Here is a 23,375-nt window from a genome sequence, read left to right as displayed (position 1 = left end):
TTTATATGAAACGACGAAACGTTTTTCTGCTTTCGCTTCTATGTTTTTTATTTTTGTGCCCGCGTTTTTTACAGGCACAGTCAGACGCGAAAGCCCGTGAAATACTGGACAAGACCGCTGCTGCCTTCCGACAGGCACAAGCGGTCAGCATCACCTTCGGCGGTACCCAGGAAGGTACTTTGCTGCTGAAAGGAAACAAGTTCCACCTGAACACCGGTGACGTAGAGACCTGGTTCGACGGGAAAACCCAGTGGAGCTACCTCAGACAGAACGAGGAAGTCAACGTCTCCACCCCCACCCCGGAAGAACTGCAGAGCATCAACCCGTACGTACTGCTGGACCATTACAGCCAGCATTACAACAGCCGTTACAGCGGAGTGCGGACACACAGCGGCAAACAGGGACAGGAAGTCATCCTGACTCCCCGTGCGTCACAACAGGACATCCGCAGCATCTGCTTCGTTGTCAACAACCGCTATGAGCCGCTCTACATCCGCATCGACCTGAAGAACGGACAGCAGCAGGAGATCCTGATCCGCACTTACCGTGCCCTTCAGACAGCCAGTGACAAGGAGTTCACGTTCGACTCAAAGAAATACCCGGATGCCGAAATTATCGACATGAGATAATCTTTTTTCCGTTTTTTATCGCGACCTTTTATTTTTTCGCTATCTTAGCGAAACTTTAATGTCTAACTAAAAAACGAATACTTATGGAAATGAAAAGACTGATCCCTACCATAATGCCGGCCTGCTGCCTGGTACTCCTGTTCAGTGCCTGTTCTGAAAAGAGCAGTTACACGCAACTGATTCCCGGGGATGCGTCCTCTGTCGTGGCCGTCAACCTGCAGTCCCTGACTGAAAAAGCAGGCATTTCTTCCGGAACTCCCGCTTACGAATCCTTACAGAAGGCTTTCTCATCGGGTAAGGACAACCCCCTGAAAGATCTGCTGGCTTCACCGGACAAATCCGGCATCGACTTCAGCAAGGACATTTATATCTTTACCAATTCCACATCAATGAATATAGGAGTCGTAGCCCGGCTCAGCAATGCATCCGACTGGACTGCTACCCTGACTGAAATGAACGACGGCGAAAAGAATCCGATCAGCCAGGGAGACGGTTTCTCCTATCAGCTTTCGGACAAGTCCATCCTGGCCTATACCGAGGATGCACTGCTGATCTGCTCCAACGAGCGCCGCACGCCTGAAGACAGCCTGATTGCCATGGCAGGACGGCTGATCCATCAGACAGAGGCCCAGAGCATCACCGGCAAGGAAGCCTTCAAGAGCATGGAAAGCGAAAAAGGAGATATCCGTTTCATGGCCGCTCCAAACGCCCTGCAAAGTGCATTCAAGACTTCGGGTTACAGCAGAATGCTGCCTTATCCCTACACCAGCACCCTGACAGCCCTGCCTGCTTCGTGTGTCACCGTCGGCAACGTCAGTTTCGAAAAAGGCAAGATCGTAGTAGATGCCAAACCTCTGGGCCTGGACGAAGAAAGCCGTGCCTTTCTGGAAGCTGCCGTCAAACCCTACGGAAAGATTGAAGGCAAATTCGACAAGCTGTTCCCGTCGTCCACACTGATGTACTTCAGTGCCAATGTGAACGGCAGCGAACTGACCAGCTTCTACCGGCAGCAGCTGAAATCAGCAGACAACAACCAGCTGATGGAAGCCCTGGCACGTTCTGTCAACGGTGAAGTAACTTTCGGTCTGCTGAACTTCAGTCTGACCAGCATGCCGGCCTTCGTCATTTACGGCGAAATGAAGAGTCCGGATGCCCTGGATGCCCTTTACCAGAAGAAAGACAGCCTGGGACTGAAACGCACACAAAAACTCGTGAAGCTGGCTGACCACGAATACATGATCGAAAATGCAGCCAGACTGTTCCGCAACATGTCGCTATTCTACGGATACAAGGACGGACGCTTCTATGCAACCAACGACGAAATGGTCTACAAGACCATCGGCAAGGAATCGTCTCCTTCCCTGAAAGGCAGCTCCTATCTGGACAACCGCAAGGGAACCAGCCTGTACAGCCTGATCAACGTCGATGCAGCCCTGCAGCTCCCCATCGCCAAAATGGCGGCAACGACACCGGCAGGAGCCTTCCTTCAGATGGTCGGAAAGATCTCCTACATCTCGGCCGGCAGCAACGGCGACAACGGACATGTGGAAATTGTCCTGACCGACAGCAAGGAAAATTCCCTGAAGCAACTGACCGACCTGATGGTCCAGTTAAGCAAATTATAAAAACTCTATAAACAGTAAAATTGAACGATATGACAACTGAACATGTGAAATGCCTGATCATCGGATCAGGACCGGCAGGTTACACTGCTGCCATCTATACCAGCCGTGCCAACATCGCTCCCGTACTCTACGAAGGACTGCAGCCGGGCGGCCAGCTGACCATCACCACCGAAGTGGAAAACTTCCCCGGTTATCCGGAAGGTGTGACGGGTCCTGTATTGATGGACGACCTGCGCAAACAGGCAGAACGCTTCGGTGCCGATATCCGCAACGGAATCGTAACCAAGGCCGACCTGAGCCAGGCCCCTTACAAATTCATCATTGATGAAGAAAAGGAAATTACAGCCGATACGGTCATCATCTCTACCGGTGCCACAGCCAAATACCTGGGTCTGGAAGATGAAAAGAAATATGCCGGCATGGGTGTGAGCGCCTGTGCAACCTGCGACGGATTCTTCTACCGCAAGAAAACGGTAGCCGTAGTGGGTGGAGGCGATACCGCCTGCGAAGAAGCCATTTACCTCGCCGGACTGGCCAGCAAGGTTTATCTGGTGGTACGCAAGCCTTTCCTGCGCGCTTCGAAGATCATGCAGGAACGCGTGCTGAATCACCCCAACATCACCGTTTTGTTCGAACACAATGCAGTCGGCCTGTATGGTGATAACGGAGTGGAAGGTATGCACGTGGTGAAACGTATGGGTGAAGCCGACGAAGAACGCTACGACGTAGCCATCGACGGATTCTTCCTGGCCATCGGCCACCAGCCCAACTCCATGCTGTTCAAGCCGTGGGTAAAGACAGACGAAACCGGATACATCCTTACGGAAGAAGGTACTCCCCGTACCGGTGTGCCCGGAGTATTCGCTGCCGGTGACGTAGCCGACCCGCACTATCGCCAGGCTATCACAGCTGCCGGAAGCGGATGCAAGGCTGCCATCGAAGCAGAACGCTACCTGTCGGCCAACGGACTGCTGTAATCCCCCATACACACAGGCCCGAACTGACGGCTAGGGCTGACCTTCCCTGCACCCCGGGCCTGTGCGATTTCCTGCCTTTATTTAGGAACAGGTTTGGAAAACGAGAACACTTTTTTTTACAAACACATACATTTATGAAAAGACTAATCAGAAAAACATTTGTTGCTATCCTGCTTACGGGAGGAGCAACAATGGCATTTGCCCAACAACAGATGCCTCCGATTCCGGTTGATTCCAACGTACGCATCGGTAAACTGGACAATGGACTCACCTATTACATCCGTCACAATGCTCTGCCGGAAAAACAGGCTGACTTCTATATTGCCCAAAAGGTAGGTTCCATTCTGGAAGACGACAACCAGCGCGGTCTGGCCCACTTCCTGGAACACATGTGTTTCAACGGAACAACCCATTTCCCCGACAATACCCTGCGTGAATGGCTGGAAAGCATCGGAGTGAAGTTTGGAGCCAACCTGAATGCCTACACTTCCATCGACGAAACGGTCTATAACATCAATAACGTCCCCGTTACCCGCGAAAGCGTAGTTGACTCCTGTCTGCTGATCCTTCACGACTGGGCCAACGACCTGACCCTCGATCCGAAAGAAATCGACAAGGAACGCGGAGTCATCCACGAAGAATGGCGCACAGGCATGGGAGCCATGATGCGTATGTATGAAACCGTACTGCCTGTTCTCTACAAGGACAGCAAGATGCATACCGCCTCCCCATCGGAACCATGGAAGTGGTGGACAACTTCCCCTATCAGGCACTGCGTGACTATTATGAAAAATGGTACCGCCCCGACCAGCAGGGAATCGTTGTCGTGGGAGATATCAATGTAGACTCCATCGAAAACAAGATCAAGAGAATGTTCTCTCCCATCGAAATGCCGGAGAACCCTGCTGAACGTACTTACTTCCCTGTGCCCGACAACGACGAACCGCTGATTGCCGTTGCCAAGGACAAGGAACAGAACATACCTATCATCTACCTTTTCCACAAGCATGAAGCCGTCAAACCGGAAGAAAAGGGCAACATGGACTACATGGTCTACAGCTACCTGACTTCCATGATCGAAAGCATGCTCAACACCCGTCTGGAAGAACTGACCCAGAAGGCTGATGCTCCCTTCATCCAGGCTTTTGCCGGTGACGGAGATTACCTGCTGTCAAAAACCAAAGGTGCTTTCATGGGAATTGCCGCTGCCAAGGAAGACGGCATCCTGACCGCTACGGAAGCCCTGATGCGCGAAATCGAACGCGTACGCCAGTTCGGATTTACCGCCAGCGAATATGCACGTGCCAAAGCTGACTACCTCCGCAGTCTGGAAGTTGCCTATAATGAACGAGACAAACAGCGTACAAACAGCTACGTCAAAGAGTACGTACGTCACTTCATCGACAACGAACCGATTCCGGGTATCGAAAACGAATATCCGCTCATGAACCAGATCGTTCCGAACATTCCGGTAGAAGCCGTGAACCAGGTGATGAAACAGCTGATCCAGGAAAAGAATATCGCCCTCAGCGTATTCTGTCCGGAAAAGGAAGGCATGAAATACCCCACAGAAGCCGAACTGAAAGCCGTGATCGACAAGGTGAAGGCTGAAAAACTGGAACCCTACGTGGACAAGGTATCCAACGAGCCGCTGCTGAAGGAGAAACCGCAGGCCGGCAAAGTGGTGAAGACTGAACAGGGAGCCTTCGGATCAACCATCCTGACCCTGAGCAACGGTGTACGCGTGATCGTGAAACCGACAGACTTCAAGGCCGATGAAATCCGCATGAAGGCATTCAGCCCCGGAGGTAACTCTCTCTTCGATGACAAGGATGTCCTTCAGTTCTCCGTCATGAACGAAGTCGTTCCATTGGGCGGACTGGGTAACTTCAGCGCCGTAGACCTGAGCAAAGTACTGGCCGGAAAAGTGGCTTCTGTCAATGCATCCGTAAGTACCCTCACCGAAGGACTCGGTGGCAGCTGTTCTCCGAAAGACCTGGAAACCATGCTCCAGCTGGTTTACCTGAACTTCACGGCTCCGCGTATGGATCAGGAAGCCTTCCAGTCATACATCCAGCGTGGCAAGGCTGCCCTGGCCAACCAGGCTGCCAACCCGATGAGTACCTTCAACGACTCACTGGCCGTAGCTCTCTACAACCATCATCCGCGTGCCCTCCGTCTGAAAGCTGAAATGATGGACAAGGTGGACTACAACAAGATCATGGAACTCTACAAGAACCGCTATGCAGAAGCAGGCGACTTCACCTTCCTGCTGGTAGGTAACATTGACCTGGCCACTGCCACTCCGCTGATTGAGCAGTATCTGGGCGGACTGCCGACCATCAGCCGCAAGGAAAACTTCCGCGATCCGAAGATGGATATCCGCAAGGGTGATTACGAAAACAACTTCATCCGCGACATGGAAACAGCCAAATCAAGCATCATGATGGTGTACAGCGGCAACTGCCCGTATACCCTGAAGAACAAGATCATGATGAGCATGTTCGACCAGTTGCTGGATATTCTCTACACCCGTACCGTACGTGAAGAAGCAGGCGGTACCTACGGTGTGAGCAGCTGGGCTTCCATCAGCAAGTATCCGCAGGAAGAAGGAACCTTGAACATCTACTTCGATACAGATCCGAACCGCCGCGAACAGATGGTAGGACTGATCAAGCAGGGTCTGCAGGACTTCATCGCCAACGGACCGGCCACCGAAGATCTCAACAAGGTGAAAGAATACATGCTGAAGACCTATCAGCAGAACCAGAAGGAAAACGGCTATTGGATGGGCGCTCTGAATGAGTTCTACTGGACCGGTCTGGACATGAACAAGGACTACGAAGCAACCGTAAATGGCGTTACGATCGATGATCTGAAAGCATTTGCCAAAGCTTTCATCGGACAGAACAATGTCATTGAAGTCAGCATGAGTACTCCGGCTACCAAATAACTGACAACCGGCCTATGTTACTGACCGAAATAAGAAGAAACCAGAAACTTGCAGCAAAGCGGAACCCCATGTACGACAGGAACCGCTTTGCCAAGTTCCTGATTTATCTGTTTACAGCATTCTGGGCAGCGTACCTCGTTCTGATCGGGGTTTCGCTGTCCTTTGCTTTTGAGGAGGATATCCCCGGCATGGAACCCTATGACGCACTCGACAGCGTCCTGATCCTCTTCCTCCTGATTGACTTTCTGATCCGTTTTCTCTTCCCCACTCCGGCGCAAGAGATCAAACCCTATCTGTTGCTGCCTGTCAGCAGACAGCGACTGATCAACACCCTCCTCGTACAGGTGGGTCTCAAACTCTACAACCTGTTCTGGCTGTTTCTTTTCGTACCCTTTGCCGCCCTTACGGCCGCCCGATACTTCGGCGTGGCAGGAGTGACCGGCTATGCAGTGGGTATCTGGCTGCTGATGACAGCCAACGCCTACTGGAGCATACTGGTACGCGCACTGGCCCGTCAGCACACGCTCTGGCTCCTACTCCCCGCAGCAGTCTACGGTCTGCTGGCCCTGCTGGAATTCGTTCCCTCGCAGGGAATGGTCAGCCAGTTCTCCATGTGGCTGGGCGAAGCCTTCCTCCGCTGGAACCTTCTCGCCCATGCAGGCGTACTGGCAGTCATCGTCCTGCTCCTGCTGGTCAACTGCCGTGTGCAGACAGCCTGCATCTACAGCGAACTGGGACGGAAGGAAGACTCCCGCGTCAGACACTTCAGCCGCTACGGCTATCTGGAACGCTTCGGCATGACCGGTGAATACATGCGGCTGGAACTGCGCATGATCTTCCGCAACAAGACACCGCGCAAGAACTTCCAGATGATGTGCATTGTCCTGGTTCTTTTTGCAGCCATGCTCTTCGGCATCACGCAGGAATCCACCCAAAGCGTCTACTCCATCCAGCTCTATTCCATCTACTGCTTCACGGGATTTGCCGTTTCGATCCTGACCCGCATCATGGCGTACGAAGGCAATTACCTGGACGGACTGATGGTGCGCCGGGAATCCCTGCTCAGCCTGTTCCGGGCCAAATATTACTTCCACTGCCTGCTGCTGGTTTTCCCGCTGGTTCTTCTTCTCCCGTCCATTATCTGGAGCGGACTTCCGGCCGGACTGGTAGTCAGCCAGCTGTTTCTTACAGCGGGCATCATCCTGCCCCTCATCATGCAACTGGCATGGATCAACCGGAAAACAGCTCCGCTGGACGCAAGCTTAATGGGTAAGGGACAATGGAACTCACCTTACCAGATGGTAATCGTGTTCTTCGCCTTCTTCTTCCCCATCCTGTTCAGCAACCTGCTTTTCCTGGTGCTCAGCGAAAACACGGCTTATCTGGTATGCACCCTGCTTGGAATGGCCGGAATAGCCGCACAGCCCCTGTGGATGCGATACCTGTACCGCCAGGTCATCCGGAAGAAATATGACATCCTGACGAACCTGCGCGACACACGCTAATACTTACAACCTCCTGCAAACAGACAGAATTATGGAAATCAAGATAAACAACCTGATCAAACGATATGGCAGCAAGACTGCCGTAGACATACCCGACTTCACCCTCCACGAAGGAGAAATCCTGGGACTGGTGGGAAACAACGGAGCCGGAAAGACTACCCTCTTCCGCCTGATGCTCGACCTCCTGCAGGCCGACAGCGGAACCGTCTGCATGAACGGCACCGACGTGGCCCGCAGCGAAGAATGGAAAACCTTCACGGGAGCCTATATGGACGAAAGTTTCCTGATCGACTACCTCACTCCCGATGAATACTTCCAGTTCAACGGCCGCATGTGCGGACTGGACCGGAACACCGTCAACGAGCGCATCCGGCGCTATGAACGCTTCCTGGGCCCGGAAATTCTGGAAGAAAAGAAATTCATCCGGAACCTCTCGGCCGGTAACAAGCAGAAAATCGGAATCGTCAATGCCCTGCTCCAGAATCCGCAGATCGTCATCCTCGACGAACCCTTCAACTTCCTCGACCCCACTTCGCAGTCGCTGCTGAAACACATGCTGCAACACTACGGCGAAGAACACAAAGCCCTGATCCTCGTATCAAGTCACAACCTGAGCCACACCATAGACCTCAGTACGCGCATCGCCCTGATGGAAAAAGGATCGCTCATCCGTGACCTTGACAACACCGACGGAGCCGCCGGAAAAGAACTGGAAGACTACTTCGAAGTGAAGGAAGAAAACTGACCGCACGATCAGGCCGGAACGACCGCACGATTCAGGCCAAACGACCGCACGATAACTTCGCATTGACTGGTCAATGCAAAAAAAACGACCGCACGATCCGGCCGCAATGACCATATGATTCAGCCCCATTCCCAGTATAAGTCCTGCCGGACCTGCTGCGAACGGGGCTGAACAGTCTGCAGACCTCTCCTTCCGGGAAGATAAAAGAAACTTAAACAGGTCATAAAATACCCTAAGTCCAGGTACACACAACCCGGATATTACGTACATTTGTTCAAAACAATTGATATGTGCAGACGCTTACACCTCCGTTTTCCGGCCGGCATGCTGGTCATATTATTTGCCCTTCTGCTTGCTTCGTGCGGCACACGGGCTCCCCGCTACGACTACCGTCAGCTGGCAAAAGCTGCCGTCCGACTTGACATGGACATCGACGCCAAGGACAACCACCGCCTCTACATCGAGGTGGCCGACTGGATCGGTACCCCCTATCGTCACGGAGGAACCACCCGCAAGGGAACCGACTGTTCAGGTTTCACCTCGGCCGTCTACAAGAAAGTGTATCGCCACAAACTGAAACGCAGCTCCGAAGAACAGCGCACCAAAAACTGCCGGAAAGTAGCCAAACGCAACCTCAAGGAAGGCGATCTGGTGTTCTTCCACAACGGACGCAAGAAACGGAAAGCCACTCATGTGGGCATCTACCTGAAAGACGGACGGTTCGTACACGCCAGTACCAGCCGGGGAGTCATTGTCAGCCGGCTGGAAGAAGACTACTACCGCCGCTGCTGGATGCAGGGCGGACGGGTGAAAGGCATCTGACAACAACCATCCACAAACACAACAGGCAATGAAACATCCCGACCATCTCGCATTTACCCTCCTGCTCTCCCTCTGCACACTGGGCTTCCTGCCCGCCGCTGCACAGGATCCGGACGGGAAACCATCGAATCCTCAGGACACCACGGAACTCAGGCTGAACACCGATGCCGTCAAGCTGATCCAGTTTGACTTCACCCCCGACCTCAGCAAGATGAACCAGCCCAAGGAAGCCCCTCTCGACAAGAAATGGATGGAATTCAAAGCCGACCTCTCCCTGCCGAGAAGCCTCATCGACACCACCAGAGTGAGAAAACCCACCGGATACATCCGGCTCGCCCCATACAGTATCTGGACGAAATATGGCGAAGAACCTGTGTACGACCGCACGGTGGAAGGCCGCCCCAAGGAACAGAAGATCTACTGGACCTTCAACCCCTACCGTTCCTACTACAACGATGACTGGAGTCCCACTCCCTCCACCGGAAGCATGTATCAGATGAATACATCCCCGGTAGGCCCTGCGATCTGCATCAACAACCTGGACTTCATCATGACCCTCTACGAGACCTTCAACAAGCACGGACGCACCCTCAGGCACAACCGCAAATATGCAAATGCCTGGAAGACCTACAAGGACTACAAGCCGACCCGGGAAGACAGTCTGAAGTTCCCCAACTACCTCCGCCGGAACAGCCTGGCTTTCATGCCTCTCGTGACGGACAGCGTGGCTGACAGCCTCAGCACGGTGCAGTCCTCTCCCCTTCCGGCAGACACCCTTTCCGCCACCTTGCCCGGTCATCAGGCAAACCATCGGGGGATTGTCATTCCGGAACGTTCGGCTCCCGCTCCGCGGCCCGAAAAAAAGAAAGAAGAAGAGCCGAAGAACATGGATGAACTCTACGACTATATCCGCGAAAAGAAAGCACAGGACTCCCTGTTCTATCAGGAAATGTTCCATTCGGAAAAACTGCGCATCCGCAAGGACGATGTGGAGAAAACCCGCCAGTACCTGAAGGAGCGCGAACACTGAGACGGAGCATCACCGGTCCGGTCAGAAAAAAACGCTTCGGCGTGCAGGATGAAACGTCTAAATGTTTTCAACTGCACACCGAAGCGTTTTTCAAAAAGCCCGAGCGGCTATACGCACTGTATTTTATTTGCGGAAGACAAAGTAGACCGCCAGGATCAGACAGACAAAGGCTGCCAGGTGATTCCAGCGCAACTCCATCTTGAAAGCAATCATTGAGAACACCGTGAAGACTGCCAGCGTAATCACTTCCTGAATGACCTTCAGCTGCATGATGTCGAAAGGTCCCCCACTGTCGCGGAATCCCAGACGGTTGGCCGGAACCTGCAGACAATATTCAAAGAAAGCAATCGCCCAGCTGAAGGCAACGACTCCAATCAGCGGCAATGCAGCAAACCAGCTGAACTCTTCACGCATCTTCAGATGTCCGTACCAGGCAAAAGTCATGAAGATATTCGAAAAAATCAGCAAAACAATCGAATAAATACCATTTGTCAACATATCTTTTTTCCTTTATTTAAAAACCGGCGCAAAAGTACAAATAAAATGTGACAAAGCGAAAAAACTGGGGCTGATCTGAGATCCAAAGCTTTAAAAGGATTCATGCTACCCCACCGTACCGTTGGCTGATATAATTAAACACAGCATCACGATAATAAGTAATGCTTTCATCTGAATAACTTTCAGGTAGTTCTTGCCATAGTAAATCCCTTATTGCAATAACAATAGAAGCTTTTGTTTCCTGTTTGTCAAATGGATGATCCATTGTCTTTAGCATAGACTTTATTTTACCCAATAAGTCTTTGGCTACATTCTTCAGCTTTCTAATATCTTCTTTTGACAAATCGTCTTTAAACAATACATCGTACAAAGAAAGCTGTTCATCATTTTCAAATCCCTCTCTAATGTAACGCTTTTCTTCTTCCGACAACTCTTCTGTAAGGTGTATCAAATCTTCAAAAGTCTTTTCAATGCTTGCCCTATTCTGTTCAGCATTATAGTTGTGAATGATTTCCTGATACTTCTCGTAGAAATTAATTCTGGAGGGATTAGCTGCCATCATCTGAACAATACGTTCCTGCAGTAATTCCTGGATATCTTTCATTATCAGATTCTTTTCTCTCTTTTTCGCAAACTCCCGTCTGAGTAAATCAAAGTCGATTTTACTGATATCAAAACGACGGTTCGAACCACTTTCCGCTACTATATTGTCAGCATCCAATTCCAAATGTTCATCAACAATAGCATTAATCGCTACACTTAGATTAGTGATGTCAGCATGTTTGCGTTTTTTCTGCAGCTCTTTGTAGATTGCCTCAAGTGCATCCTTGCTCAGCTTCATTTCCTGCGTGATATCATCACGATCGAGGAACTTCCATAATTTCAGCAAAGTAGTGATGTATGTACAGTAGCTTTTACGTATTTCAATCGGTTCACATACAGTGTCTGCCCCAGTTCTCAACAACGACAGTTTCAAGAATGTATCAGCATCAATCAGTTCCTGCAGTTCAAAATCATGTTCTTTAAGAAAAGCTGTTGCCGCAGAAATTGTTTCTGTCACATGCTTAATCAGTTCCTGTTTATCAATTGTCGGATCATTACCATCGGCTCCACCTTCCGGACTGGCTGTATAGTCTGCCAATGCTTTACGAAGAGCCTTTACAATTCCTATATAATCTATGATCAAGCCATTATCTTTACCGTCAGCCACACGGTTTGCACGTGCAATAGTCTGCATCAGTGTATGAGCTTTCATTGGTTTGTCGATATAAAGGCATGAAAGCGACTTGACATCAAATCCGGTCAACCACATTGCACAGACAAATACCACACGTAATGGATTCTCTGTGCTTTTGAACTCTTTGTCAAGCTCGCGTTTTTCCATTTTTTCACGATGTGGCAAAATGTCAAGTCCCCATTTCCGGAATGTCTGTATTTCGTTCTGCTCTTGCGAAACGACAACTGCCATTTCCGTTTGTTGCATCCAATCCAGTTTACGTTTCAACTCTTGTACTTCCTGCTGATAGGTGGATTTGGATATTTGTTTTTCCAACGATTCTTTTTCTTTCTGCCAATATTCCTGTACATAATTGTACATGCGTACGCAAGTCACCTTGTTGTAGCACACTACCATTGCCTTTCCCGAAGTCCACAAGTCACTGTAATGGCGAACAAAATCCTTCGCAACGATTCTGAGGCGTTTCGGTGCTGTCAGCAAATGTACCTCTTTGGCAAATTCGCGTTCCAGTTTCGTCTGTTGCGAAGCATCAATTTCGCCAGCCTGTTCCAGAACGGCAGCTATTTCTTCGTTGATTTCCGGATTCTTCAGCTCCTTCAGACGTTCGCCGCGGTTTTCATAATATAACGGCACAGTAGCCTTATCGTCAACGGCACGTTTGAAGTCGTATATACTGACATATCCACCAAAAGTTCTGGCAGTTATATTGTCATCACGCAGCAAAGGTGTGCCGGTGAATCCAATACGGTTGGCTGTAGGTAACAAATGCAGAAGATTTTCTGCGAATACTCCATTCTGCGTACGATGCGCTTCATCACTGATCACAATAATATCATGGTCAGGATAAATTGGTTCGGCATCAGGCTTGTTGAATTTCTGAATCAGGGAGAATATGAACGAAGGATTGCCTTTCAGCTTCGTTATCAAATCATCCCCACTGCTTGCAATGAAACTTTTGGCTTTCACATTCCCAAGCACACCGCAATTCTCAAATGTGTCACTGATTTGTTTGTTCAATTCTTCTCGGTCGGTCAGGATTACAATAGTTGGCGAACCCGCAAATTTCCGTCTGATTTTACAAGCAAGGAACAGCATGGAATAGCTCTTGCCGCTTCCTTGCGTATGCCAGAAAACGCCTAGTTTTCCGTTTACATATTCACGGTTTTTATACATCTCCACAGCCTGGTTCACTCCCAGATACTGATGGTTTCGTGCCATAATTTTCACCGTTTTTCCGTCGGAATGGTCATAAAGGATATAGTTTTCCAGCAGGTCAAGGAAATTTTCTTTTTTACAGATACCGCGCAACATTGTCGGAAGCTCAATGTTTCCATTATCCAATTCTGTAAGTCGTTTCCACTCATGGAAAAATTTCCACTTCGAATCAATGGTACCGACACGAGCTTCCAGTCCGTTACTGAATATGATAAAGGCATTATGATAGAACAGCTGCGGTATGGTGTCCAGATAATCCCGATAATTCTCGTTAAAAGCATTTTCTACTTCAACATTGTGGTTTTTCAGTTCAACAAACAGCAATGGTATTCCGTTTACAAATCCCACAATATCCGCTCTGCGCCTATATAGGGCACCATAAACCCAAAGTTCCCTGACGCATAGAAAGTCATTATTGCCGGCATTTTCGAAATCTATGACTACAGCTTTTATTTCTTCCGATGTGCCGTCTTGTTTTATGCGTGTTACTGGTATGCCATCACGGATAAACTGATATTTCTGTTCGTTTATCTGCATCAGAGTCTGACTGCTCATACGTTCCGTCATTCTTTCAATAGCTTCTGCAATCTGCTTATCGTTTATCCACGGATTCAGCTTTTTCAAAGCAAGTCGGAATCGTTGTATAAGCAATACTTCATGGAAACTGTTACGGCCAAGTGTACCGTTTTCTCCCAATACCTCTTTGTCGTATGCATAAACAGAAGTCCAACCAAGTTCTGTTTCCATTAACTCAGCAGCACTTTTCTGTATGAGTCGGTCTTCGCTGTAGTCTATTGACATGATTTAATTCAAATTAGTTTTTTAATCTAAAGTTCGTAGTTTCTTTTGTAAATACCAAATAATAATACCGCAATATGGATAATACTTTTCCTTTGTTCCTTCTTCATCTTTTTCTGAATGCTTTTCACTGTATTTCTTTAAAAACAGCTCCAAAGTTCTCTTATCCCAGTTTTTCCCTTTTTTACAAGTTGAATTGATTTGAATGATAACCTCTGTCAGCATTAAAAACCTATTCCTACGCAGCAGTTCTGTATTCAGATTAAGAACATCTTTCATTTCATTATTATACACATCATTTGTTGAAGATATTTCTCCATTGGAACTGTATCTGATCATCTCAATAAATTGTTTATCAATTGGACTAAACGAAATATCCTTTGGTCCTTTTAATCTATCACAGTGATCTTGCATTCCAATATGACCGGGACAACAAACCACCATATTCGTGTAATCCAATTTTAAGTCGTCATGTTGTTCTCTGCTTTTGATGTGCTCAACGCGATGGTCCTCATTGGTATAGACAAAGTTTACTCCATCTTTTTTATATATTTTGTCTTTCGTTGGTATCCTTCGCATACAATAGGCGCATATATATCCCTGTTCCTTCAAAAGCGATTGGACTAACTCTGGAATAGCCTGATAATCTACTCCTGGAGTGTTTCTATACTCAGTCCACTCTTTCGGCTCTTTATTTTTTGTAATCAGAATCATAAGGCTTGTTATTCCATAAATGAGATTAATGCTTCCATTCTTGTCAATTCCGGATCACCATTAGCAATATTCTTCTCTAACTCTTCCAACAATTTCCTCGCTGTTTGAATATCACCTTTATCTATTAATTCCAGTATAGATTTAATATCATTATTTACTTTCAAGTCTCGCGAAGGCTGCCCCATGTATGTTTCAATAATTGTTGAAGCATCCATTCCGTAGATATTCAATTCCTTATGCATGTATTCCCCATCAATATATTCCAGTTTATACACAACATTGATATCATTTCCGTTTTCATCTTTTCTCGGTTCAACCGATGACATCACCAGCGGAGCATGTGTACTTACTATAAACTGAATCTTTGGAAATGTATCTTGCAATGCTTTTAGTACACGAACTTGCAAAGCCGGATGCAGATGTTCATCTATCTCATCAATAATGACAGTGCCATGCGTATGTTTGTAACACTGATCGCCAAACATAGATTTGTTGAGCAAAGCACAACGGAAAGCAATATCCATCACAATATTCACCAAACGACGGTAACCGTCGGACAACAAAGCGGATTCTGATTCGCGTCCGTCAACAAACTTGAAATATACCTTGCCTTCATTATGACGTATATCCATATCATTGATGATATTACACCCATCAGTGCCTAATGCATCGATAATGGCATTTCTTACGGAATTAATTTCCTCCTCACCTCTTTGAGCTTCTTTCAATACAAGCAGGCGTTTTATCCAGCATTCAAGCAAACCTCTACAATCACTACATCCGTAATATCCGAAAGAAGGTTTTTGTACATATGTCTTAAACTTGTTTTTTTCCAACTTGACAGTTGAATGAATATCTTCTGTGGTAAAACAGGCATAAACTGGTAAAGGATTAATCTGTTTGATTCCTTTATCTTTCAATACAATATGCGACCAAAGTTTCAGATTACTTGCGTAGTTCCTTAAAGGTATCAAGCCAGAAAGAAGGTTCCGTGAGTTCTTCTTCGACTTCTTTTCAATCTTTAAATCCACATCTCTAACCAGAGAATATGATTCGCCTATAGGTGTCGAAATTGTATTAAAATCCCATTCTCCCGGATGAAATAGAATTTCAACAGGCTGCTCGGTAATACCGGTATTTCTAAAATCATTTTCATCTGCACTAATCCATACCGTATTTTCATCGCTATAGCCGGAAAAGAAAGCACTCATTACCAAATTGCAGGCATGTAATAACGAAGTTTTACCGACAGAGTTGTCTCCTATCAACAAATTTACTCCTCTACGAAATTCCATACTTTTTTCTTCGTAGCATCGGAAATTTTTTATTGTAATATCGTGCATATTGTTTCTATTTTAGGTTTATATTTCTATTTCTCCACTCATCAGCTTGGGAAGCAGGCGGTCACGGGCTTCGGTAAGTTCTTCAATTTGAGAATACAATACTAATATCTGGTTTCGTATATTACCTACAACCTTCTCAAATTTAGAGATTATTTCATTATTTACTACTATCTTCAATGTACCAATCTTTATTGGACTAACATTCTGCTGAGCTGCTCCATTCGCTAAATTATTTATCGAAGTGAACAAATTTTCACTTCTAAATAAACAATAGGCAAAAGCCGGAAAAACTGATTCAATTTTAGCAACTCGTTGATTTAGTAAATAGTTATTACCAATAACCATACAAACTCGTCCTATATTTCCTGTCAAGGATAGTAGTAAATCACCTGTAGTTAAAAAACAATGTTTTGGCATTTTATTGGGTATTTCTCTTATATGACTTAAATTTTTCCCATCAAAAAAACCATCTTGTACATTTTTTATCGTTACTATTTTATAATCTCCATCTTCTACAAAAGAGGAACTTTTAAAAGCATATCCACTCAATATTGATATAAATTCATTAATTTCTTTCTTCTCCCATCCTTCCGGCACCCCATCCACAATCTTAGTATTCTCATACCCTGGAAAACGTAAATCAACAAACCATTCTTTATAAAGACGCTGTGCTGATTCTTCCAATAACTTAATCTGTTTTTGGTAGTTTTCTATCAATGTATCGTAATGAGAAAGGATTTCAGATATTTTACATTGAACACGAATTGATGGAATAGAAATATTTATATTACGTAACCCATCAATAGGTATTGCCTTTTGTGCTGTTCCTTTTGCAATAGAATCAATAATATGTTTCCCAGTATCTGATTTAAACCAATAATATAAATATTTAACATCAAGATCAGATTTGAAATTTTTAAACCAAGAGAGATTTCCGTCTGCGAAATAAAAACAATCATGTTTTTTATAAATATAAGGAATGCCATTTGTTCCTCTTGTTGTTAAAAGTAAATCTCCAGTTATAGGTACTCCATATTTTTCTTTAATGGATAAATATAATTCTATAGGTATGTAATCAGAATCTCTAATTTCTTCACCTTTTTCTAAAAGAATTATTTCTTTTGAACAATAAAAAGGTATACCATTATTACTTCTCTCAGATGCCAAACATCTTTTACTAGAAGTGATATCACATAATTTTCCCAACTTCACTTTCTTCCATTCACTCATACCTTTTCCTCCTTTCTATCCTTCAAACTTACCACTTCCCAATATCCGCTCTTATTACTACCCATACGCACAATCATCCCAACTTTCCTCAACTCACCCAAACGGCGTTTGATAGTTGCTTCCGATACACCCAACAACGCTCCATATTCAGCATAATTCAGTTTATTATTCTTTAGAATAGCCTGATACAAGCGTTCTGTTATCGGGTCAGATATATCATTTATCGGGTCAGATACCGGTTTTATCAGGTCAGCAGCCTGTGACTTCTTGTATGCTTCAATCTCTTTACTTATGTTCTGAATATGTTCGTCGAACATAAATTCATAGAAAGGAAAAAGCGTTTCCTGTTCTCGTGCATCCATAAGCGACTGGATATATTCTGCCTTATCATCCTTGACTACTTTCGAAGGAATCAGACCGAATTCATATTGCAGATGATTCATCACCAGCCTTGACATGCGTCCGTTTCCGTCTACCCAAGGATGAATGGTGACAAGCTGGTAATGAGCTTCAAAACTAAGCCTATATTTGGAGATTGCATCGTCTGTACTCAGCAGTTCCTTTCGCTGACTGTTTATATATTGGCAAAACTCCTCCAATTTGGCAGGAACTTTCCGGAAATTCATATAGGAACTTCCTCCTACACCGGCTGTAACACCAAGCAAACGCAATTCTCCCTTCGACGAGTCAAAACTACCGCTTGCTGTGTTATATTCTCCACCTGTGTTTTTCATCACCAAAGCAGACAAGCCTTTTAGCATATCGACAGAAAAATCAGCATGCGCCTTGGCAAGCTTCATTGACTGTTCGTATGCCGCTTTCAAATCCAGATTCATCATCTGCTCCTGCAGGCTGCGGCCTTTTGCCGTGATACCTTCATCGAAAAGCAACTGGTTCTCTATTTCAGTGACTGTGCTGCCCTCAATGGCTGTGGAATGGGTAATAAGGGAATACAGATAGAACTTGTTGTAGTCTATCTGCTCCGCAATGCCCAATGCCTTATATTCATCCAGCAGGGAAAGCAATGTTTCTATCTTATGGTTCATACTCATTTCAGCTTCTCCCAGTCATTTAATATTCCCTTCATAAGCACGTTTGCTTCTTCATGAAGTTTTGCCAGTTCCGCATGAATTTCATTCATACGTTCGTGAAAATCCACACCGTCGTCTTCTGCCTCCGGAACACCCACGTAGGCACCCGGCGTGAGCGAATAGTTCTTTTCTTCGATTTCGGCCAGTGTGGCAATCTTACAGAGACCGGCAATGTCGTTATACTCGCCTTTACCGAATTTTCCAGTCAGCCATTCGTGTTCTTCTATAATCGTCAGAATTTCCTCAAGAACTTTGCAGAATTTATCTCCTGCCAGCCTCATGGGTTTTAGTTCACGCTTTTTCAGCCTTTCTTCCGCCAACCTGACGCAACTCTTGGTTTGCTCTATCTGTCCGTTCAAATTCCTGGATAATTCATCATAATTGTTCCACGGACTGTTAAGCCATGTCAATGAACTGTTGAACTGACCGGCAGTTTCGCTGTCAAGGAGGGGAAAAAATGACAGAGATTCTTCCGAAATAGAATTTACGGCCTCGCTGATAGTCTGGTTGTATTTTTCCAATAATGCCTGATATTTATCTGTTTCTCCACGGTAAAGATGGACGATTGCCTGTAAATTGAGCAGCTGCCATTCAGTCCATTCGTTCAGAGTGCGGTCAACAACAGTATAATATTTACGGGCATCTATAAAAAGCACCTTATCGCGGTTTTCTTCCCGTTTAGCCTTGTCGAAAAACCACAGAGAACAAGGCAATGACAATGTGTAGAAAAAGTTGTTCCCTACGCTGACCATTACATCCACATGTCCGGTCTTTACCAGCTGTTCCCTGATGTCGCGGTCCTTGTTGGAACTATCGGTAGCTGAACTTGCCATGACGAAGCCGGCACGTCCACGCTCATTCAGATAAGCGTAAAAATAATTAATCCAAAGATAATTGGCATTGCCCACCTCCTTGGTTTTGGCATTGACACCAGGCAGTCCGAAAGGAAGGCGTCCCGCATTGAAAGCCGACTCCGATTTTACCTTATCCACATTGAAAGGAGGATTGGCTATCACATAATCGCATTTGCCTGCGAGATTGAACGCATCATGATAGAACGAATTGGCTTCATCGCCCGACACAATACGTCCGTTAAGACCATGAACAGCCATATTCATCAGACAGAGCTGGGCGTTGTATTCCACTTTTTCCTGACCAAAGAATGTCATCTGCGTATTGGCGTTCATTCCTGCCGCATTTACAAAATCACCGGTCTGAACAAACATACCGCCCGAACCGCATGCAGGATCGAACATTACGCCTTGTTCCGGTTCCAGCACATTGACCAGCATTTTCACCAAAGACTTCGGCGTGAAGAAAACCCCATCGTCGCTGGCTACAGCCTTTGCAAATTTTGAAAGAAAGTATTCGTAAATTCGGCCTATAATGTCACCTCCTATTTCATCAATGGTCTTATTATTGAAAATGCGCAGCAATTCACGGAGCAAATCATCGGCGAATATCGTATATGTTTTTGGCAATACACCTGTAAGCTGTTCGCTTTGCTCTTCCACCAGTTGCATTGCATTGTTTACGGCTTCACCCAATGAATTCACCGGCTGTCCGTCCTTATTTCTCAGTCCGGCAGAAGTGATATTGTCCGGCAAATTGACAAGAAAATCAAACTGAGCTTCCCGAGGAAGATAAAGTGCGCTTTTTGCTTCAAAATCGCTTGGTTCAACAGGCATTACTCTTCCTCCACGCGAAGGACGATCTTTCAATATCTCTGCTTCCACCAATTTATACCTGCTATAAGCATAACGAAGAAACAGCAAAGCCAAGACGGGCATGCAATACTGGTTACTTGTCAGTTTGCTGCCTTGTCTCAATAGGTCAGCCGATTCCCAAAGTTCCGCTTCAAGTTTTCGTATATTTATCATATATAATTTACTTTTTAATGCTGTTCCTTTTCCTTTCTCAAATCACTCAATACCTTACCATTATAACTGAAATATTTAGGACCTTGGTATGCTCCCGATGCGTTTTGCTTTTCTTCTGGCAGAAAATTAGCTGTAAATGCAGAGAGACTATACAGACGGCCATCATACTCAATCTTATCATCACTGGCTATTCTGACAGGAATCTGAAGTGCATCAAAAATGATTGTATCTCCCACATTCAAGCCTATCATATGAAACTTAAACGGAGGCTTTTGAGTTTTGCGTTGTTTTTCTTTAGATTCTGCTTCTATCTTCTTATCCTCATCTTTACTTTTGCTGACAACAGGCTTTCCATCAACATACACATATAGCTCGGCGTCATCAAGTAAATCAGCTATATCCCGCATAATGTCCAAAGCAACAGACGGGGCTATATTAAAAAATTCACGATTCTGCCTTATACGCAGATCTGTCAGGCGATCAATTTGCTTATGTATTTGTTTCTCAACCTTAGCATATTTAGAGGTCTTGAGAGTCGCATAAATCTCAAAAGGCAAAGGTACGGCTGTATTGTCAAGTTCTTTGCTTCTAACATCCACAGGACGTGAACTTTTACCGATCTTAACCCAATCTTCTCTAAAACTCGGATTTGTCAATATATATACATAACCAGTCTCTTTTTCCATAATTACTCGATTCTTAGTAAATCATCAATCTTTACGTCCAAGCTTTAAGCCATCTGTATCAACATTTCCACATCGAGGCGTGGAGTATTTATCAGCTTTATTTTTCATCACAAAATAACTTTAATATGATTCCAAGGCTTGCGTTCCATAACCATTACATTATGCCTGACAAATATACTATTATCTTTAAATATATAATAAATTAATGATGGTAGAATTCAATAAAACTGTTTTGCCAACCCGACAAATCCATGTAGCAACAATGATTACTCCTTCGCCTCATAAGTGCGATAAACCAGATAATGCCCTTTCGCCATAATCCGAAACGAATCGCCTTCCACCTCATTCAGGGTTCCCTGCCACCAATACCGGAAGTCATAGATCGGATATTTCAATCCTTCGCTCCGCAACTGCACCGCATCAAAATTGAAGACGGACACCTGCTGGTGCGGGAATCCGGCAAAGGTCTGTGTATCTGCAGCCGGAGTAAAGAAACCGTAATCCGTCAGCATCACCACTTCCAGCCCCATCTGCTGATACTCCATAAGCAGACTGATATTGCCCAGCGTATGATCTTCCCGTTTACCTGTTGCTCCCAAAATGGCAATCCGGCGTATGCCCTGCGAAGCCAAAAAGGAAACAGCCTTCGTCTGGTCGTTCGTTTCCTGATCCGGAATGCGATGAATGCGGTCCTGAAAACGAATCCGGTTCTCTTCCGAGAGAGAGTCTCCGTCGCCTACAATCCAGTCAGGCAGACGTCCGCTTTCTACCAGCGCATTCGCTCCTCCATCGCAACACACCACACAAGGTGCCTGATCCAGAACGGACAGAGGAAACGGATGCGATGGAAACTCTCCGTTCCCTACAACTACGGCTTCGGGTATAGCAAGATATATCCCTGATTTATTCTTCTCCATATTGCCAGCTGATTATTTGTTTTCAGTTCGTGATCCGGTTTTCATCAATGAAAGCCATTTTCTCCATCCGAAGAAAGCGACGATCGCATACACTCCATACAAAGCTGAAGTGAAATACAGCTCCTTGTAGATATAGAGGGCACAACATACCCAGTCCACAATCATCCAGGCCCACCACTGCTCCACATATTTGCGGGCCAGCATCCACATGGCTATCACGCTCAAGGCCGTCGTGAAACTGTCCGTCCAGGGCACGCTGCTGTCTGTCCACTTAATCAGTATCCACGCTATGAACACCCAGCACAGGACAAAGACCACCGTCAAAGGAAAATACTTCCTGAACGGCATGCGGGTGATAGGGATTTCCTTTTCCTCCTGCTGTGCATCATGCTTTTTCCGTCCTCTGCTCCAGACAATCCAGCCGTAGACCGAAGCAATCAGGTAATAGACATTGATTCCGAAATCGGCATAGAGTCCGGCCTGGTAATAGACTACCAGATAGATGGCCGGCATTATGATACATGCCAGCCACAGATAAATACTGGCCCGGTATTCAAGCCACAAATAGACTAACCCTACGAGGGTTCCAAACAGTTCCAGATAATTCATGATGCAAAGATAAGGGGAAGTGATGAGATAATTGCATCCTATTGCAACAGAAAATGATCACTTACAGGATTCCGAACCGTTTCAGATCTTCGTCAGGGGAAGTAATGCCGCCGATGCCGAACCGCTCAACCAGCACTTTGGCCACATTGGGTGAAAGGAAAGCCGGCAAGGTGGGCCCCAGATGGATATGCTTTACGCCCAGACTCAGCAAGGCCAGCAGGACAATGACGGCTTTCTGCTCGTACCAGGCAATGTTGTACACGATGGGCAGTTCGTTGATATCATTCAACTGGAAAACTTCCTTCAGTTTCAGGGCAATGACGGCCAGTGAGTAGCTGTCGTTGCATTGTCCGGCATCGAGCACACGGGGGATTCCCTGAATGTCACCCAACGGAAGCTTGTTGTAACGGTACTTTGCGCAACCGGCCGTCAGGATGACCGTATCTTCCGGAAGGGCCCGGGCAAAGTCGGCATAGTAGTCACGGCTCTTCATGCGTCCGTCGCATCCGGCCATGACCACAAACTTACGGATGGCACCACTCTTTACAGCCTCAACTACCTTGTCGGCCAGTTGCATCACCTGATTGTGGGCAAATCCGCCGACAATCTCTCCCTGCTCCAGTTCCACGGGCGGCTGGCACTGTTTGGCCAGGGCGATAACTTCCGAGAAATCCTTATGACCATCGGCATCTGCAGCAATGTGTCTGCATCCGGGATAGCCTGTCGAATTGGCCGTGAACATCCGTTCCTTATAAGAGGCATTCTCCAGCGGCGGAACGATGCAGTTGGTCGTAAAGACAATCGGGCCGTTGAACGCTGTAAACTCTTCGCGCTGTTTCCACCAGGCATTTCCATAGTTGCCCACAAAATG

18 protein-coding genes and 1 pseudogene are annotated in these 23,375 nt (G+C 46.4%); 8 read left to right on the top strand and 11 right to left on the bottom strand.

The genetic code is table 11. The annotated features are described in order from the left end of the window. The first annotated feature begins 5 nt into the window (after positions 1-5). The 8 genes and pseudogenes from lolA1 to BACCOPRO_RS02985 all read left to right on the top strand — a co-directional run bounded on the left by lolA1 (position 6) and on the right by BACCOPRO_RS02985 (position 10,286). The gene (lolA1, locus tag BACCOPRO_RS03020; RefSeq protein WP_008140800.1) at positions 6-629 is read left to right on the top strand and encodes an outer membrane lipoprotein periplasmic chaperone LolA1; all 624 of its coding nucleotides are present in this window, start codon (positions 6-8) and stop codon (positions 627-629) included. Positions 630-712: 83 nt separating this feature from the next. Further along, entirely contained in the window at positions 713-2,254 is a 1,542-nt protein-coding gene (locus BACCOPRO_RS03015; protein WP_008140798.1) for a DUF4836 family protein, read from the top strand. A 29-nt stretch (positions 2,255-2,283) separates the two neighbouring features. Continuing rightward, positions 2,284-3,231, top strand: coding sequence for a thioredoxin-disulfide reductase (gene trxB, locus BACCOPRO_RS03010; RefSeq protein WP_008140796.1), 948 nt, complete (start codon positions 2,284-2,286; stop codon positions 3,229-3,231). Between the two features lie 134 nt (positions 3,232-3,365). Further along, positions 3,366-6,184: pseudogene (locus BACCOPRO_RS03005) on the top strand (M16 family metallopeptidase). Positions 6,185-6,198: 14 nt separating this feature from the next. Then, entirely contained in the window at positions 6,199-7,689 is a 1,491-nt protein-coding gene (locus tag BACCOPRO_RS03000) for a DUF5687 family protein (RefSeq protein ID WP_040311081.1), read from the top strand. A gap of 31 nt (positions 7,690-7,720) precedes the next feature. Continuing rightward, positions 7,721-8,434 (top strand): ABC transporter ATP-binding protein, encoded by a 714-nt coding sequence (locus BACCOPRO_RS02995; protein ID WP_008140784.1) that lies wholly within the window; start codon positions 7,721-7,723, stop codon positions 8,432-8,434. A gap of 324 nt (positions 8,435-8,758) precedes the next feature. Next, positions 8,759-9,256, top strand: a complete 498-nt coding sequence (locus BACCOPRO_RS02990; protein WP_008140782.1) for a C40 family peptidase — start codon at positions 8,759-8,761, stop codon at positions 9,254-9,256. A 28-nt stretch (positions 9,257-9,284) separates the two neighbouring features. Next, entirely contained in the window at positions 9,285-10,286 is a 1,002-nt protein-coding gene (locus BACCOPRO_RS02985; protein ID WP_008140781.1) for a DUF4858 domain-containing protein, read from the top strand. 123 nt (positions 10,287-10,409) lie between these two features. Here BACCOPRO_RS02985 and BACCOPRO_RS02980 read toward each other — a convergent pair whose 3' ends face one another. The 11 genes from BACCOPRO_RS02980 to hcp all read right to left on the bottom strand — a co-directional run. Further along, positions 10,410-10,784 carry a DMT family protein gene (locus BACCOPRO_RS02980; protein WP_008140779.1) on the bottom strand — a complete coding sequence of 125 codons (375 nt, stop codon included), beginning with the start codon at positions 10,782-10,784 and terminating at the stop codon, positions 10,410-10,412. Between the two features lie 100 nt (positions 10,785-10,884). Next, positions 10,885-14,037, bottom strand: coding sequence for a type I restriction endonuclease subunit R (locus tag BACCOPRO_RS02975; protein ID WP_008140777.1), 3,153 nt, complete (start codon positions 14,035-14,037; stop codon positions 10,885-10,887). A 21-nt stretch (positions 14,038-14,058) separates the two neighbouring features. Next, the gene (locus tag BACCOPRO_RS02970; RefSeq protein WP_008140775.1) at positions 14,059-14,748 is read right to left on the bottom strand and encodes an HNH endonuclease family protein; all 690 of its coding nucleotides are present in this window, start codon (positions 14,746-14,748) and stop codon (positions 14,059-14,061) included. 8 nt (positions 14,749-14,756) lie between these two features. After that, the gene (locus BACCOPRO_RS02965) at positions 14,757-16,091 is read right to left on the bottom strand and encodes an AAA family ATPase (RefSeq protein WP_008140773.1); all 1,335 of its coding nucleotides are present in this window, start codon (positions 16,089-16,091) and stop codon (positions 14,757-14,759) included. An 18-nt stretch (positions 16,092-16,109) separates the two neighbouring features. Next, positions 16,110-17,321, bottom strand: a complete 1,212-nt coding sequence (locus BACCOPRO_RS17965) for a restriction endonuclease subunit S (RefSeq protein ID WP_008140772.1) — start codon at positions 17,319-17,321, stop codon at positions 16,110-16,112. Beyond that, the gene (locus BACCOPRO_RS02955; protein ID WP_040311080.1) at positions 17,318-18,367 is read right to left on the bottom strand and encodes a Fic family protein; all 1,050 of its coding nucleotides are present in this window, start codon (positions 18,365-18,367) and stop codon (positions 17,318-17,320) included. The genes BACCOPRO_RS17965 and BACCOPRO_RS02955 overlap by 4 nt, the downstream gene beginning before the upstream one ends. Before the next feature lie 2 nt (positions 18,368-18,369). Continuing rightward, on the bottom strand, positions 18,370-20,292 hold the full coding sequence (locus tag BACCOPRO_RS02950; RefSeq protein WP_008140768.1) for a class I SAM-dependent DNA methyltransferase: 1,923 nt from the start codon (positions 20,290-20,292) through the stop codon (positions 18,370-18,372). Between the two features lie 14 nt (positions 20,293-20,306). Next, entirely contained in the window at positions 20,307-20,978 is a 672-nt protein-coding gene (locus tag BACCOPRO_RS02945) for a GIY-YIG nuclease family protein (RefSeq protein WP_008140766.1), read from the bottom strand. A gap of 266 nt (positions 20,979-21,244) precedes the next feature. Beyond that, positions 21,245-21,895, bottom strand: a complete 651-nt coding sequence (locus BACCOPRO_RS02940; protein ID WP_008140765.1) for a thiamine diphosphokinase — start codon at positions 21,893-21,895, stop codon at positions 21,245-21,247. 12 nt (positions 21,896-21,907) lie between these two features. Beyond that, entirely contained in the window at positions 21,908-22,504 is a 597-nt protein-coding gene (pnuC, locus tag BACCOPRO_RS02935; protein ID WP_008140764.1) for a nicotinamide riboside transporter PnuC, read from the bottom strand. A gap of 61 nt (positions 22,505-22,565) precedes the next feature. Continuing rightward, positions 22,566-23,375: hydroxylamine reductase (hcp, locus tag BACCOPRO_RS02930; protein WP_008140763.1), on the bottom strand; the 810-nt coding region annotated here is incomplete at its 5' end.

Origin of the sequence: Phocaeicola coprophilus DSM 18228 = JCM 13818 (assembly GCF_000157915.1) — a bacterium.
Lineage (GTDB): Bacteria > Bacteroidota > Bacteroidia > Bacteroidales > Bacteroidaceae > Phocaeicola > Phocaeicola coprophilus.
The sequence above is the reverse complement of the archived record's forward strand: the minus strand, read 5'-3'. Positions and strand labels throughout refer to the sequence as shown.